At 37.0% G+C, this 16,890-nt stretch carries 12 protein-coding genes; 5 read left to right on the plus strand and 7 right to left on the minus strand.

Annotation, left to right across the window (positions count from 1 at the left end):
- Window positions 1–79 precede the first annotated feature (79 nt).
- The 5 genes from C7D53_RS04985 to C7D53_RS05005 form a co-directional block, all read right to left on the minus strand.
- The gene (locus C7D53_RS04985; protein WP_106915258.1) at window positions 80–2,341 is read right to left on the minus strand and encodes a glycoside hydrolase family 3 C-terminal domain-containing protein; all 2,262 of its coding nucleotides are present in this window, start codon (window positions 2,339–2,341) and stop codon (window positions 80–82) included.
- Between the two features lie 290 nt (window positions 2,342–2,631).
- A complete protein-coding gene (metQ, locus tag C7D53_RS04990; RefSeq protein WP_106915259.1) occupies window positions 2,632–3,441 on the minus strand; it encodes a methionine ABC transporter substrate-binding lipoprotein MetQ in 810 nt (269 codons plus the stop codon).
- Between the two features lie 135 nt (window positions 3,442–3,576).
- A complete protein-coding gene (metI, locus tag C7D53_RS04995; protein WP_076352223.1) occupies window positions 3,577–4,233 on the minus strand; it encodes a methionine ABC transporter permease MetI in 657 nt (218 codons plus the stop codon).
- Window positions 4,226–5,254, minus strand: coding sequence for a methionine ABC transporter ATP-binding protein (locus C7D53_RS05000; protein ID WP_106915260.1), 1,029 nt, complete (start codon window positions 5,252–5,254; stop codon window positions 4,226–4,228). Before C7D53_RS05000 ends, metI begins: the two co-directional genes overlap by 8 nt.
- Window positions 5,255–5,272: 18 nt before the next feature.
- Window positions 5,273–6,271, minus strand: a complete 999-nt coding sequence (locus tag C7D53_RS05005) for an EamA family transporter (protein ID WP_106915261.1) — start codon at window positions 6,269–6,271, stop codon at window positions 5,273–5,275.
- A gap of 577 nt (window positions 6,272–6,848) precedes the next feature.
- Here C7D53_RS05005 and C7D53_RS05010 point away from each other — a divergent pair.
- On the plus strand, window positions 6,849–8,975 hold the full coding sequence (locus tag C7D53_RS05010) for a type IA DNA topoisomerase (protein WP_106915262.1): 2,127 nt from the start codon (window positions 6,849–6,851) through the stop codon (window positions 8,973–8,975).
- Window positions 8,976–9,111: 136 nt separating this feature from the next.
- Here the strand turns inward: C7D53_RS05010 and C7D53_RS05015 are convergent, their stop codons facing one another.
- Together C7D53_RS05015 and C7D53_RS05020 are read right to left on the minus strand one after the other, a co-directional pair.
- Complete coding sequence (locus C7D53_RS05015) at window positions 9,112–11,721, minus strand: TonB-dependent receptor (RefSeq protein WP_106915263.1); 2,610 nt, start codon at window positions 11,719–11,721, stop codon at window positions 9,112–9,114.
- Window positions 11,722–12,033: 312 nt separating this feature from the next.
- Complete coding sequence (locus C7D53_RS05020) at window positions 12,034–12,456, minus strand: hypothetical protein (RefSeq protein ID WP_106915264.1); 423 nt, start codon at window positions 12,454–12,456, stop codon at window positions 12,034–12,036.
- A 380-nt stretch (window positions 12,457–12,836) separates the two neighbouring features.
- Between C7D53_RS05020 and C7D53_RS05025 the strand changes: the two genes are divergently transcribed.
- The 4 genes from C7D53_RS05025 to C7D53_RS05040 all read left to right on the plus strand — a co-directional run bounded on the left by C7D53_RS05025 (window position 12,837) and on the right by C7D53_RS05040 (window position 16,826).
- A complete protein-coding gene (locus C7D53_RS05025) occupies window positions 12,837–13,259 on the plus strand; it encodes a PaaI family thioesterase (protein ID WP_106915265.1) in 423 nt (140 codons plus the stop codon).
- A gap of 113 nt (window positions 13,260–13,372) precedes the next feature.
- Window positions 13,373–13,717 carry a phage holin family protein gene (locus C7D53_RS05030; protein ID WP_106915266.1) on the plus strand — a complete coding sequence of 115 codons (345 nt, stop codon included), beginning with the start codon at window positions 13,373–13,375 and terminating at the stop codon, window positions 13,715–13,717.
- 360 nt (window positions 13,718–14,077) lie between these two features.
- Window positions 14,078–16,072 carry a S9 family peptidase gene (locus tag C7D53_RS05035; protein WP_106915575.1) on the plus strand — a complete coding sequence of 665 codons (1,995 nt, stop codon included), beginning with the start codon at window positions 14,078–14,080 and terminating at the stop codon, window positions 16,070–16,072.
- Window positions 16,073–16,334: 262 nt separating this feature from the next.
- Window positions 16,335–16,826 carry a DNA-deoxyinosine glycosylase gene (locus C7D53_RS05040; protein WP_106915267.1) on the plus strand — a complete coding sequence of 164 codons (492 nt, stop codon included), beginning with the start codon at window positions 16,335–16,337 and terminating at the stop codon, window positions 16,824–16,826.
- The last annotated feature ends 64 nt before the right edge of the window (window positions 16,827–16,890 follow it).

Genomic DNA, 16,890 nt, shown 5'->3' on the forward strand with positions numbered 1-16,890 from the left:
AGGTTTCAATTTGAAACCTGCTTTACAAACATTTCTACAAATTAATTTCCGTCTTCATTCTATCCACTTCTTGTTTAGATTATTTCAACGTAAACTTCACTTTTGTTTTAATGGCATCTGAAGAATTTCCGATTAATGCCTCAAAATCTCCAGACTCTGCAACCCAATCGTGTTTACCGGCATCAAAATAGCTTAATGCGGTCTTATCAATTGTAAAAGTCACTTCCTTTTGCTCACCCGGGTTTAAATATACCTTTTCGAAACCTTTTAATTCCTTTGCAGGACGGGGAACGGATGATTTTAGATCGCTGATGTATAGTTGAGCAACTTCAGCACCGGCTTTCTTTCCTGTATTTTTAACCGTCACTGTGAAAGTGATGGTATCATTTTGTGACAGTGTTGTTTTATTCGCTTTTGCTTTACCAAATTCAAAGGACGTATAACTTAATCCATGCCCGAAGCTGAAAAGCGGTTTAATATTTTTGGTATCGTGCCAACGGTATCCTACAAAAACACCTTCATTATAAGTAATATTGATGGGGTTTTTCTGATCTTTTCCTTTTCCGGCAGCCAATTCTTCTTTATTTCCCGGATATTCCCCAAGCTGATGAGCAGAGTTGTCTTCAAGTTTTACCGGAAATGTAAACGGAAGCTTTCCTGATGGGTTGGCATCTCCTGCTAAAATAGAAGCGATGGAATTTCCTGCTTCAGAACCAAGGTACCACGATTGTAAAACAGTGGGAACTTCTTTGATCCAAGGCATGGCTACCGCATTTCCTGAGACTAAAACTACAGCAAGGTTCTTATTTGCTTTTGCAAGAGCTGCAATAACGTTGTCCTGATTGTAAGGTAGCCCATAGCTTTTTCTGTCATTCCCTTCGCTGTCCTGAAAGTCTGCCTTATTTAATCCTCCAACAAAAATTACATAGTCAGATTTTTTTGCTAACTCTACAGCTTCGTTCAGTAGCTCGGCTTCAGAACGGGTATCTTTTAGATCCTGTCCGGATTTTACCCCATTATATTCTCCGCCAATATCTCCTACATAACCTCTTGCATATTGTACATCAGTTTGCTTTCCGAATCTGGACTTAATTCCGTCTAAAGGAAGCGTTTCATATTTTACCTTTAATGATGATGAACCACCACCTACAGTCATTATTTTAATGGCATTTTCACCAATAACGGCAATTTTTTTAGCCTTATTGAGATCTATAGGAAGTACATTTCCTTGATTTTTAAGCAAAACAATTCCTTCTTCTCCAATTTCCTTTGCTACTGCCTTATGTTCTTCAGAAGCAACATTTCCGAAAGGTTTGTTTCTGTTCATTGTGGTTTTGTAGGCAAGACGGAGGAGTCGGGTTACTTTATCATCCAGCTCAGTAGTTCCTACTTTTCCTGCTTTAATTAAATCAATATAGGGTTTTGCCAGATAATAATTATCGTAGGCATTTTTTGTTCCGGCAGAAAGACCGTTTGTCCAGCTTCCGAATTCAAGATCCAGTCCGTTATGAATGGCTTGTTCCGTATTGTTTACAGCACCCCAGTCAGAAACTACTACTCCTTTATAATTCCATTCTGTCTTTAAGATATCATTCAAAAGATATTGATTCTGGCTGGCATATTGACCTTTATAGAGATCATAGGCTCCCATGATGGTCCAGGAATCCCCTTCAGTTACTGCTGCTTTGAAAGGTGGAAGATAAATTTCATAAAGCGTTCTGTCATCCACATTTACATTGCTGGTATGACGGAACATCTCCTGATTATTCAGTGCAAAATGCTTTACAGAGGTTGCCACTCCGTTAGATTGTACCCCTTTGATGTAAGGGACTACCATTTTGGAGGTCAAGTAAGGATCTTCACCCATGTACTCAAAATTTCTTCCGTTTAAAGGAGTTCTGTAAATGTTAACTCCGGGTCCTAAAAGAATATCTTTTTTTCTATAACGAGCTTCTTCTCCTAATGCTTTACCATAGTTCCATGACATATTCTTATTCCATGTAGCGGATAACGCAGTTAGGGCAGGGTAGGCGATAATGGAGTCATTCGTCCATCCGGCCTGGTCCCATTCGTCCCACATTACTTCAGGGCGCACACCGTGAGGTCCGTCTGTAGTCCAAAATTCAGGAATTCCTAATCTTGGAACACCTGGTGAACTGAACTTTGATTGTGCATGAAGCATAGCCACTTTTTCTTCCAGCGTCATTCTGGAAAGGGCATCTTGGATACGTTGTTCTACCGGTTTAGATTCATCTAAATAAACGGGTAAAGTAGTGTTCTGGGCCATATAAGAAACAGAAATAAAGGTGAATAAACTTACAATGGCGGTTTTCTTTAACATATTGCCTTTTTATTGGATTAAAGCAAAAATAAAGAAAATTTTTATATTATCTCAAATTGAGAAAATAAATTTTTTACCATAAAAAAAACTGCCTACAGATTTGTTGACAGTTTGCTTTTATTAAAAGTGAAGAAATAAGAGGAGTGAATTTAGATTTAGCAGAATGTACAAAGCATGATATACAGAGGCGAAATTTGAAATGATCAACTTAAAAAATCACCATTACTTTTCAATATTCAAGTTTTTTATTCTAAAACTCTAAAACTCTAAAACTCTAAAACTCTCAAACTTTAATTCCATCCTTTTACGGCGCCTCCTTTAAAAATTTCTTTAGCTTTCTTTTCTACTTCATCAGACTGAAAGGCTTTTACAAAGGTTTTTACTTTTTGGCTGTTTTTATTATCCTGTCTTGTTACAATGAGATTTACATAGGGAGAGTCTTTATCCTCTTTAAAGATACCTTCCTTTTCAGAATCCAGACCGGCCTGGGCAGCGAAATTGTTATTGATAATACCTACTACAACATCTCTGTCCTCCAAAACTCTTGGAATTTGTGCGCCTTCAATTTCCATGATTTTCAATTGCTTTGGATTTTCTGTAATATCAGTAACCTTTGGAAGCAATCCGATGCCGTCTTTTAATTTCAATAAGCCATTTTTCTGCAATAGCAGCAAGGAACGTCCACCATTGGTAGGGTCGTTGGGAATAACGATGGTGCTTCCATTCTGTAACTGATTGATATTTTGAATTTTCTTCGAATAGGCAACAATCGGATATACAAATGTATTACCTACAACAGCAAGATTATATCCTCTTTGCTTGGACTGCTCGGTCAAATAAGGAAGATGCTGGAAAGCATTGGCATCAATATCACCATTGGTCAGGGCTTCATTAGGAACCACATAATCATTGAACGGAATTAATTCCACTTCAAGGTTGTATTTTTCTTTGGCTACTTTTTTAGCAACTTCAGCCACTTCTTGCTCTGGTCCGTAGGTAATTCCTACTCTGATAAAGTTGGGGTCATCCTTTCTTCCTGAACAAGCACTGAAAAGTAATACTCCGGCTGCTAATAGTCCTATGATTTTTATTTTTTTCATTCTGATTTTTATTTTAAAGGCAAAAATGCTAAAAAGTAATTGGGTAGGTGAGTAGGCTTTCTCTTATTTATATTCAAAGTCTCAAAACTCTTTTCTCAAGAATTTTCAAACTATAATACTCTCCGCTCCCCAAGCTTATCTATGGTCAAACTTTTTAGACAATCTGTCTCCCATAAACTGGATGATAAATACCAAAAGAACAAGTAAAACCAAGACGGTATTCATTATCACAATGTCATAACCAATGTAACCGTACTGATATCCTACCTGTCCCAATCCGCCGGCTCCTACAGCACCACCCATTGCAGAATAGCCTACCAATGTGATTAAAGTGATGGTGGCATTATTAATTAATGATGGAAGCGCTTCCGGAAGCAATACTTTTTTGATAATCTGAAATGGTGAAGCACCCAAAGCTCTGGCTGTTTCTATTAACCCATGAGGAACCTCGATAAGGCTGTTTTCTACCAATCTTGCAATAAAAGGAGCTGCGCCCACACTTAATGGAACCAATGCTGCATTTACCCCAATGGAAGTTCCTGCCAAAATCCTTGTAAAAGGAATCATCCATACAATTAAGATAATGAATGGAATGGCACGAAAAATATTAACCAAAATTGATAAAGTCCTGTGATAGGCTACATTTTCCAGCAGTTGTCCTTTTCTTGTTAAAAACAACAAAATTCCGACCGGAAGACCTAAAACAAAACCAAAAAAACCAGACACAAATGTCATATAAACCGTTTCCCAGGTTCCTTTTGCCAAAAGGGCAATTACCGTATCACTAAGCATATCCTTTTACTGTATTTTGAATTTTATTTTGATTAAAATAATAGATGGCCTGCTGGTTTTTCTCAGCTTCTCCCTGAAGCTGCAGCAATAATTTTCCAAAATTGGAATTTCCAAAATATTCTACATCCGCTTTCAAAAGTTTGTAAGGGATCTTGTATTCATTATATAAAGTTGAAAGAATTTGTTCAACACTTATGCTTTCGTTAAGTTCTATTTCGACCAGCGGAAATAAACCATCCTGTGGCTCTTTCTGCAGTCTGTTACTGAGTTCCTGTGGCAGGGTCATGATGTCTGAATTTATAAATTGTTGGATCACCGGATTTTCTCTATCCGAAATGATCTCGCTTAAAGTTCCTTTTGCTAATAATTTTCCTTGGTCTATAACGGCAACGTGATTACAAACAGCCTTTATAACGTCCATTTCATGGGTAATCAGAAGGATGGTAATGCCCAGCCTTTTATTAATATCCCTTAGCAATTGTAAAATTGATTGTGTAGTCACCGGGTCCAGAGCGCTCGTTGCTTCGTCACATAGCAGCAGGTGAGGGTCATTGGCTAATGCCCTTGCAATGGCTACTCTTTGTTTTTGACCTCCCGAAAGGCTTCTTGGATAATCATGGGCTTTATCTTCAAGGCCTACAATTTTAAGTAATTCGTTGACCTTTTTATTAATTTGATCCTTACTGAGATGATCCAGTTCCAAAGGAAGTGCTACATTATCAAAAACAGTTCTTGAAGAAAGAAGATTAAAGTGCTGGAAGATCATTCCTATTTTTTTTCGCTCCTCAGCCAGCTGTTTGGAACTTAATTGAGTAAAGTCTCTTCCGTTAATAATTACCTGTCCTTCATCCGGTCTTTCCAATAGGTTCACGGTACGGATCAGGGTACTTTTTCCTGCACCGGAAAATCCTATAATTCCTACGATATCCCCTTTATCTATAGTAAGACTCACCTGATCCAATGCCTTGAAAGACTGTTTTTTCTGGTGGAATGTTTTTGAGATGTTTCTGATTTCTATCATTCTGATGTTTTATCCTGTTTAAATAGGCTGATATCGCTTGCCTGCCCTGTTAAATAATCTTCTAACTCTTCTGATTTTGACCTTTGACCGTTTTGAAAGTTTAAAATACTTGGTGACATTGGTCAGAAGTACTCCCAGCAATATGACTGCCAAACCATAAAGCTGGCCTCCATTTATGCTCTGGTTGGCAACAATCCATCCAGCAATAACTGTAACAATAGGGTTAATGTAGGTATGGGTGCTTACCAAGGCAGCGGGTTTCACGGACAACAGCCAAATGTACGACAAATAAGCGACTATAGATCCAAAGAAGATCAAAAACAGAACACCCAGCCATGCCGATAATGGGATTGCAGAGACCGAAAAACCGGTCCATTCCTTTCTAAATAAGGCAATAAGAAAAGATGCTGCTCCTGCTACAATAAGTTGTTGTGCAATATTCATAAATGTAGATTGTGAAGCAGGATTTTTCTTAGAATATAAAGATCCTAAAACCCATGCAATAGAACTGAATGCCAATACCACAAACGCCGTGATACGAATTTGCCCATTGGCTACAGCATGTGCAGCACTAGAATTTACACTTCCTTTTAAGAATAAGATTAGCCCTACAAATCCAATGGCGAGCCCAATCGGAATAAATTTATCTGAAAAATAATATTTCCAGTTTTTTCTGTCGATGGCAATAAACCAAAACGGACCTGTTGCTATAGAAATAGCGGCCTCCGAAGCCGTCACATATTGCTCCCCCCAAGCCACAAGGCCTGTTCCTCCCGTAAGAATAAGTACCCCGGTGATTGCGTTTTTCTTCCAGTTAATGAGTGAATTTGGCTTTTCTCCTTTGGACAGGAGATATCCAATCATCAGAATTCCTGCTACCAGAAACCTCAGCCCCGAAAGAATAAATGGCGGAAAACCTTTTAAGCCAAATGAAATAGCTAAAAACGTAATTCCCCATATTACATAGATGTTTGTAAATGCCAGTGGTATCAGCCATCTGTTTTTAGAATTGCTCATTTTGTAATTTTTTAATGTGTAAATTGTTGAAATGAAAAAGGCCCTACACGTGGTAGAGCCTTTAAAAATATGTCATATAAAAGTAAAGTCATCCACGAAGTTCTTTATGTATAGGCATACAATTACACATCATCATTATTATTTTGATGGTATGTTTCTTTATTGTATTATTCTTAGTATTTGGTTTCATTTTTTTGCTTTTCCCTAAATTCTGTTGCAAATATAGAACATATATTTTTATTAGTCTATTAAAATTATAGACTTTTTGTTGTTTTTTTAATTTACTGAGTTTAATTATCAGTATTTCAGTGATTTATGTTTATTTTAATTTTTATTCATATTCGAAAAATTCAGCTAAAATTAAAATGAAAACATTTTTTCATGATGGTTAAAATTGAAATATTTAAGTTTTTACACAAAACAGACTGCATTTATTGACGGAATAAGTACTATAAAATGCTTGTATTATGTGAAATTCGATTTTTAAGACTTTACATTGCCAGTCATCCATATACAACCCAGTTTGCAAAGTCAAAAAAAATCCCGATTTTTGCAGTCTTTCAATAATCCCGAGTTCATGAAATTATGTATTGCCGAAAAACCCAGTGTTGCCAGAGATATCGCTAAAGTATTAGGGGCTACCACATCCAAGCAGGGCTATATGGAGGGGAACGGATACTGCGTGACATGGACGTTTGGGCATCTCTGTACCCTTAAAGAACCTCACGACTACGGTCCCCAGTACAAATCCTGGAACCTGTTTTTGCTTCCTATTATTCCCAGCAGCTTTGGAATAAAGCTGATCCCGAATAAAGGGGTTGAAAATCAGTTTAAAGTAATTGAAAGGCTAGTGGAGGAATGTGATGAGGTCATCAATTGTGGTGATGCCGGGCAGGAAGGAGAACTCATCCAGCGTTGGGTTTTACAAAAGGCAAAATGCAACAAGCCTATTCAGCGTTTATGGATTTCTTCATTGACAGAAGAAGCTATCAAGGAGGGCTTTGCAAGCTTGAAACCTGCGGAAGATTATAAAAATCTTTATCTGGCGGGAAATGCAAGAGCCATAGGAGACTGGTTATTGGGAATTAATGCAACAAGGCTTTTTACAAAGAAATTTGGAGGGAATAAGGCTGTTTTATCTATAGGAAGGGTACAAACTCCAACCCTGGCAATGTTGGTGCAGCGTCAGAAAGAAATTGATGCCTTTACCACAGAAGAGTATTGGGAACTTAAAACGAAATACCGTGATGTGATTTTCAATGCTGCTATTGACAGGTTGAAAACATTGGAGCGGGCAGAAAAAGGACTGGAATATCTTAAAGAAAATATTTTTGAGATTGTTTCCTTTGAAATAAAAGAAGGAAAAGAGAAAAATCCAAGGCTTTTTGACTTAACGGGCCTTCAGGTAGAAGCCAACAAAAAATACGGATATTCAGCAGAGAATACGTTGAATTATATCCAAAGTCTTTACGAAAAAAAGCACGTAACCTATCCGCGTGTTGATACCACTTACTTATCAGAAAGTCTTTATCCAAAGATTGAAGGAATTCTTAGAAAAATGAGTTTTTATCAGGATCTGATTTCTCCATTACTGGAAGCTCCGATTCCTAAATCGAAGGCTGTTTTTGATGATGCAAAAGTAACGGATCACCATGCTATTATCCCAACAGAAGTTCCACCCTCTCAAAACCTGAGCAGGGAAGAAAAACTGATCTATGATCTGATCGCGAAGCGTTTTATTTCTGTGTTTTATCCGGAATGTAAGATTTCCAATACATTGGTGGAGGCCAAGGTAGGAACCATTCCTTTTAAAACAAGTGGTAAACAGATCCTGGAACCGGGATGGAGAGCTGTTTATTCGAAAGAGCCTAAAGAAGAATCTACAGATAAGGAAAAAGATAAAGAAGAAGAACAGACAATTCCTGAATTCATTGTAGGAGAGTCAGGTCCACACGACCCGATGATTCATCAGGGAAAAACTTCACCGCCAAAGCCTTATACGGAAGCAACACTGCTTAGAGCAATGGAAACCGCCGGAAAACAGGTAGAAGATGAAGAACTGCGTGAATTGTTAAAGAATAACGGTATCGGAAGACCATCTACCCGTGCAAACATTATTGAAACCCTTTTCAAAAGAAAGTATATCGAAAAGAAAAGAAAAAATCTGATTGCTACTCAAACGGGAATTCAATTGATTGATACCATTGAAGATGAACTTTTAAAAAGTCCGGAACTGACGGGTGAATGGGAATCAAAACTTCGTAAAATTGAAAAAGGTGAATATGAAGCCAATCTTTTTAAGGAAGAACTGATTCAGATGGTCACAGAGCTCACCAAGAAAGTAGTGGATGGCAAAGGGAAAGTAATTACCCTGCAGGAAGAGGAAAAAGAAGAGGTTAAGGAAAAGAAAAAAAGAGAACCCGCTCAGAAGAAGGAGCTTCAGTCCTGGGAAGAAACGAAATGCCCTAAATGTAAGGAGCATAACCTGATCAAGGGTAAAACCGCTGTTGGGTGCTCAGATTTCAAAAATTGTGGGTTTAAAATTACCTTTGACATTTTCGGAAAAAAACTTTCAGACAAACAACTCTTGGATCTTGTTTTAAAGGGAAAAACTTCAAAGTTAAAAGGCTTTAGTACGCATTCTGAAGGATTGACAGAGGGAGTTCTTACTTTAACAGACGATTTTCAGGTTGGACTTTCTTAAATAGTCTGAGTTATAAAAAACGGCATAATCTGACTATCTGCATAGGCTACATTTATTACAGAAATAATTTATATAAATATCAGAAAACCCGCCACAACTGGCGGGTTTAATTGAATCCTATTAAGATGATAAGGTATTAGAATTTGAAAGTGGCTGCAATAGACCAGGTTCTTCCGAAACCTAGGAATCCTGTATTGCCATTAGCAACGCCCTGATACACTCTGCCTGTTTCCTGATACGTTTTTCCTGCATCCGGACCATTGGCAATTTTATCTCCTGCAAAAATATTGGAACTTAATTCAGAAATATAATATTTATTGAATAAGTTGTAGACATTCGCTCTTAACGTTAAAGACTTCTTCTGATCAATGATGAACTTGTAAGTAGCCCCTACATCAAATAAATTATAGCTTGGTAATTTTACAACCCCTTTTTCTCTTGCTGCTTCAGTAAGGAAGTTGATAGGGTTGAACTGTGCGTATAATTTGTCATAATATTCCCAGTTAGCATCAATACTGAAAGCTTTGGTGATGTTATAATCAGCTCCGATGCTTGCTGTTGTTTGGGCAGCATCTCCAACTTTAAGGTCCTTGATGTTAATAATTCCGGTTGCTCCTGCTATTTCCTGGTTATTTTGCACATCAATGATGTTGAAGTTTGCATTTCCTTTGTATTTCCAGTTACCTAATGATAACATACCTCTCAATCTAAGGTTCGAGAAAGGTCTTGCTTTCGTTTCCAATTCAACCCCTTGGTGTACCTGTCCAACATTTAATGCATTATAGTAATAAGCATTTCCAAGCTTTAGCTGAGAGAAGTTGGCAACATCTGCAGCTCCTGCATTGAATGTTCTTGAAATAAATCTGTCATCCCATTGCGTTCTATATGCGTTGATGTTAACATCGATATAACGGGATTTGAAACCATATCCTAACTCTAAAGAGAAGATTCTTTCATTCTTCGCATCGTTATAAATGTTTTGATTGGATGGGAATAAAGCGTTGAATAATGGCTGTCTTGAAATAACTCCTGTATTGAAAAATACGTTATGGTGCTGATCAATGTTATAGTTGGCACCTCCTTTTACGATATAACCCGTTTTGTGATACCATTTGGTTTCCTGATTTCCTGGAGTATACAGCATATAGTCTTTTCTCTTGTAGTACTGCTCAGAAACTGATCCCTGAAGAGAGGCACTTAACTTCTCAGTGCTATATTCTACCATTCCGTATACACCGGCCCATTTTACCAAACCTTCGTTGTAAATAGAGACTTTCTGAGCATTATTAAGCTTTGAAAGCGGTTCAGGTTTTACTGTTTGGTTAATGTAATATCCTTTTGGAGCATTCGCTGTATTAGGAACAAATAAGGCAGATGATCCCAACATATCGGTAACAATGTCATAAAGGGATCCCTTATAAGTTTTAAGATCAAGACCTCCGTTAAAGGTCCAGTTATTTTTTTTGTAATTAAGGTCTGCAATTACACCATACCAATCGTGAGAATTAATACTTTGTTTTCTTACAATACCGCTGGTTCCATTTAATGTACTTACATATTGTCCGTTATAATCACCCGGAGAACCTGCAGGAGCAGTAAAAGTTCCTTTCTGGAAATTATTTCCATTATAATCTGTTACCAGACCACCCTGGTTATAGCGGTAAATCATGTCCCAATTGATGGTACCATCTCCACCAGGACCATAATTCATAAAGTTCATGGTTTGTCCGCCAGCATTTTTAATGGAACCGTTAAGTCCGGTACCACCACCTCCGCGTCCCCAAGAACCATACACAACTGTAGATAGCTTCAAGGCATCATTAATATTCCAGTCCCAGTTAAGAGATGCAATCGGCTTATGGTAGAAGTTAGGCGCCAAATTGAATTGGGAACCATTCAGCATCCCTGTTTGTGGGTTGTATCTTCTTCCGTAAGTTTCAAACTGCTGTAGTGTCGCTACATTGGCTCCGGTTGCGGAAGATCTTCTTGTGTCGTGTACCTGAGGTGCTCCGGTTGCAATTAAGTTAAAGGCATGTTTTTCATTCAGTTTAAATCCTGTAGAGAAAAACCAAGAATATCCTTCTCCCTTTGTACCATTGATGTAACCATCACCTTGCCAACGGGAAAGCAATACAGTTGTTGCCCATTTGTTTTTTAAACCTGAAGAGTACATAGCAGATAATCTGGAGTAGTTATCATTACCCACTTCTCCTTTTATCATTGCTTTTTGCTCAGAATCTGTAGCCTTGGTAACAATATTGATGGTTCCTCCTACAGATGGAACTACAAATTTAGAAGCTCCCAAACCTCTCTGAATCTGAATAGTACTTGCAATGTCTGCCAATCCGGTCCAGTTGGACCAGTAAACAGTACCTCCCTGCATGTCATTAACAGGTTGTCCGTTGATGATGACCGCAATGTTGGCCCCATCAAAACCTCTCATGTTAATTCTACTGTCCCCAAATCCACCTCCTACTTTGGTAACGTATACAGATGGAGTAGACTTCATAATTTCAGGAAATTCTCTATTCCCTAATTTTTCCTGAATCTCAGCTGCCTTAATAGTGGAAACTGCAACAGGGGTCTTTCTTTCTTTGGCTGTTTGGGAAAGGTTCCTACCCACCAACATCACCTCATCAATAGATTTGGATTTTTCTAATGAATCCTTTGTACTCTGACCGTAATATAATGCGGCAGTAGGTAATACAAGCGCTATAAGTAGTCGCTTTTTAAAAATAATGCTCATGAAATAAACTAGCGTGTTTGATTTTAAGGCTGCAAAGATGGATATTTATTTCTTAATAGCGTATTAAATCTTCATTAAGGGATTTCGTGAAGAATGCGAACCCGTATTACCACTCGTTCTTTAAATTATGTTAAATTATTTCAAATTTATCATTTACAGTTTGTTACATGAAAAAAGTAAAATCAAAAAAATTGTTTTGAATAAATGAGATATAAGTTAAATATATTTTTTCTATTTAAAAATTAGGACCACTTCAAGACCCATTTTGAAAGCTTATTTGAAAAACGATGATTCTTGAATGAAAAAATGAAATTATCTAAACAACTTTTCGTACCAGCCGTTGATGTCTGCTTTGATATCTTCATGATATTTGCATAAAATCTGAGCCAGTTCCAGTTCTGATCTTTCAGATTTATAACTATTCAGGGTAAGAAATCCAAAAAAGTTTCCATCTTGGTCAACAATAACCGGAGGATAGGATGCATAGCTGTTCCATGGAGAATAGGTACTGTATGTACTTCCATAATTTCCATAGGTATTCCATATTGATTTTGAACTGTATACATTTCCATAATCACTATACCTGTTCCAGATTGAGTTTTTATCAAAAGTATCACAGTTTAAGCATCCCAGATATTGATCCTGATTTGTACCTCCATACAAATGCAGGGTCTGTGCCTGAAACGTGAAACCTATCAGAAAACTAAAAAAAAGAAATGTCTTTTTTAAACTCATGGAATAATCTATGGATCACAAAGCTAATCTTTTTTTAATTTTTTACAGTAAAGCTGTTTAAACTTTTTTATTAAACCACAAATGATATACAAAAGCTTTTTAAACACTTAAGCTATTTAAGTGATATACTTTGTGTACAAGGAAGGACACTCAATTTTTGTTGAAAATCAAAGATTTTCATCTTCTGTGAACTTAATTGTGCAGTATTTCCTTACACTTTCTAAAGTATACTAAAGTGTTAAAAAAATAAAACCTTTTGTGACTTTTGCGGTTAAGTTTAAACAGACTTAGTAAAAAAAATCTAAGGGCTCATTTTTTTGATCTTTTGATTCTTTAGTTTTTAAATCAATCTTTAAATTTACATTCAAATTAAAAAAGCAATGACACCAGAGAAAAGAAAACTCGTTACAGACAGCTTCAACCGCTCAGAAACTTTAAAATTCTACAAGGCAGAACTATTGGAAGTAGATACTGATTTTGTATCCATCAAAATTCCCAAAATGGAAATGATGACCAGAAAAGCAGGGATGTTTAACGGAGCGATGATTGCTTCTCTGGTGGATGTTTCATCAGGATATGCAGCTGTGAGCCATTATGCAGAAGACTGCTATGTGGTAACCGTTGAGTTAAAGGTCAACTATCTGCGTCCGGCAATGGGAGATGCACTGGTTTCAAAATCCTATGTTATTAAGGGGGGAACAAAAATCAGTGTGATAAGAACAGAGATCTATGTTCGGAATGAAAATTCAGATTCGGAGAGCCATGTGGCCACTTCATTGGTGACCATGATGAAAATAAGATAATAAAATAGGTTGAGTAAAATATTCCTTAAATAAAGAGTTTTAATGAAATCTTTTTATTCAAAATGGAATGGCTTTTGCTCCATATAGCCCATAACTATTAAAAAAATTAAGAAATGAATTTAATTATCCGATTGTTTGTAACTGCTATAGTTGCCTATCTTTTAACTAAAATTTTACCGGGAGTACATTTTGAAGGTTTTTCATCTGCAATTATCTTTGCCATTGTGCTTGGAGTTTTAAACATATTTGTAAAACCTATCCTAAGCTTGTTTGGGCTTCCGCTGACTATTATCACATTAGGATTCTTTGCTTTGGTAATTAACGCAGGGATTATTCTGATTGCCGATTACTTTATAGACAGTATGGTGGTAGATGGCTTCTGGTGGGCATTTATCTTTAGTATTCTATTGTCAATTGTTACCTCTCTGGCGAACTCCATGTTCTCAGATGGTGATTAATTGATTTGAAAATAAAAAATAAAAAGCTCGTTAGTACTGTACTGACGAGCTTTTTTGTTGGAAAATATAGAACTGTAAACAAGTAGGTAAAAAGTAATCAGAGTTTATAAGAGTAAAAGAGTCTGGTTTAAGTAATGGTAAATTGACCAACTTATCTGTATGCTTTTTTCAATTTCTTATAGCAGCTTTCTTCACTTTATTTCCTTTCTTTACTATTTTATCCTGCAATGTCAACTTTAGTGTTAATTCTTTCGGTAATTTTTATTTTAAATATTAACTTTGGCAATCTTTGAATTTAATAAAAAGGAATTGCTGAAATCTGTAGAATTCATCATTCCGCTAAAAAATGAATATCAACATATGAAACTTAAGTACAGTCTGCTGGCTCTGGCAGCTCCGCTTTTAATGAATGCACAACAAGTAATGACGCCTGAAATTCTTTGGACTTTGAAAAAAGTTGGAGTGCAGGCAGTTTCTCCGGATCAGGCTTCTCTTATCTATAAAGTAGGACAGGTAGATCTGAAAACAGAAAAAACAAAAAACGAGAACTACTTTCTGAATGTTCTGAATCATCAGTCTTCCAAGATTGATTTCGGTAAAAAATCCTTGATTCAGTGGGATAAAAACGGGATTTACGCACAGGAAGGAGATAAAATCTATCTTTCAAAAGATGCAGGAAAAACATGGGTTGAGTTCTACACCATTGGTGAAGCTGACAATGTAGTTATTTCTCCTGACGGGAAGAGAATTGCTTTCAGTAAGCAGGTTTTGGTAGAAAAACTAATGGGTAAGGATAAATACAGTGATACTCCTAAAACTACGGCTCAGGTATACACAGACCTAAACCACAGACACTGGGACTACTTTAATGAAGGAAAATACAACCATGTATTTGTAGTGAATACTTCGGATAAAGTAGAGGGTGCTAAAGATCTGTTGGAGGGTAAAACCTGGGATTCTCCTCAAAGGCCCTTCGGAGGTGCTGAGGATTTTATCTGGAGCCCGGATTCTGCACAGCTTTTATATGTTACAAAGCCTAAAAGCGGTAAGGAATATGCAACAAGTACCAATACTGATATTTTTGCCTACGATATGGCAACGGGTACTACCAAGAATCTAACGGAATCTAACAAGGGCTACGATGTTAATCCTAAGTTCAGTCCGGATGGTAAATCATTGGTTTGGCAAAGTATGGCCAGAGATGGTTATGAAGCAGATAAAAATGATGTAAAGATCATGGACTGGAAGTCTGGAAAGATAACTAACCTTACTGCAGCTTGGGATGATAGTGTTTCAGGAGATGTGCTTTGGGGCGCAGATTCCAAAACGATCTATTTTACAGCTGCGTACAGAGGAACAAAACAACTTTTCTCATTAGATTCTAAATCTGCAAAGGTACAGCAGATTACCAAAGGTGACTTTGATGTTAACGAGATCTTTACAGATAATAAAACTTCACTTTTAGTAGGAAGAACAGATGTAAACCATGCTACGGAACTTTTCTCTGTAAACCTTAAAAATGGAGAAATGAAGCAGGTTACCGAAGCCAATAAAGAAGCTTATGCTAAACTGGCTCAAGGAAAATCTGAACTTAAAATGGTAAAAACTTCGGATGGTAAAGAAATGGGAGTTTGGTTTCATTATCCACCCAACTTTGATCCGAATAAAAAATATCCAACATTGGTATACTGCCAGGGAGGACCACAATCTGCATTAACACAATATTTCAGCGTAAGATGGAATTTTGCCTTAATGACGGCAAACGATTATATCGTAGTGGCTCCAAACAGAAGAGGTATGCCGGGATGGGGTACAAAATGGAACGAGGAGATTTCAAAAGACTGGGGCGGACAACCCATGAGAGACTATCTTGCAGCAACAGATTATGCAAAGACATTATCTTATGTAGACGGAGATAGAGTAGCCGCTGTGGGAGCAAGTTACGGAGGATACAGCGTATTTATGCTAGCCGGAATTCATGAAAACAGATTCAAAACATTCATTGCACATGATGGATTGTTTGATATGAAATCTTGGTATCTAACTACTGAAGAGCTTTGGTTTGCTAACTGGGATATTGGTTCACCATGGGAAAAACCACAACCAAAAGCTTACACAGAATTTAACCCAAGCAACTTCGTAGAAAAGTGGAATAAGCCTATTATGATCGTTCAGGGAGGAATTGATTTCCGTGTACCTTACGAGCAAGGACAGGAAGCTTTTCAGGCAGCAAAACTAAGAGGATTAAAATCTAAGTTGGTTTATTTCCCGAATGAAAATCACTGGGTACTTCATCCACAAAACGGATTGGTATGGCAGAGAGAATTCTTCGACTGGTTGAAGGAAACTTTATAGATATACAATATAAAATATCAATAGGAGCGGGCTTTAGCCCGCTTTTTTTATAGACGAAAATTCAATGGCTTTAGCCAAAACCTAATATAAACTGAGGTTAAGATAAGAGTTATTTGGAAGCTGGGAGCTTGAAGAAGTAAGCTATGGAGGTTGTAATGAATAGTTTTTCCATAATTTTAAACAATGATATCATTAATATGGTAAGGCTAACAGTAACTACCAGCTTCCCAATCTGCGAGCAATAAAATTTCTATATTTGAACATGCAAAACCGTATTTCTTCATTTTCACCCCTTATTGATGACCATTCTGAAATTCTGATTTTAGGATCAATTCCCGGCGTGAAATCATTGGAAAAACAACAATATTATGCCCATCCCCAAAATAAATTCTGGAAAATAATTTTTGAATTACTGAATGAAGAATTTACCGAAGATTATAACAAAAGGCTTGAAATAATAAAAAAGCATCATATTGCACTTTGGGACGTAATTGATTCCTGTGAGAGAAAAGGAAGTCTGGATTCCGAAATAAAGAATGAAGAAGCCAATCAGATTGCTGAGCTGCTGGAAGAACATCCAAATGTTAAAGCTATTTTTTGTAACGGTGGAAAGTCTTACAAAAATTTACAAAAGCTGCTTGGGAAAAATTATAAACTACCCATTTTTTTATTGCCTTCTACAAGCCCGCTTCATACGGTCTCTTTTGAAAAGAAACTGGAAGAATGGAAACGGATTCTGGAGTTTCTAGGTTGAAATATTGAGTTGGAGTGTATGGGGTTTGAGAGTTTTAGGATTTTAGGGTTTGAGAGTGAGAGGA

The organism is Chryseobacterium aurantiacum, assembly GCF_003020585.1.
Taxonomy (GTDB): Bacteria; Bacteroidota; Bacteroidia; order Flavobacteriales; family Weeksellaceae; genus Chryseobacterium; species Chryseobacterium aurantiacum.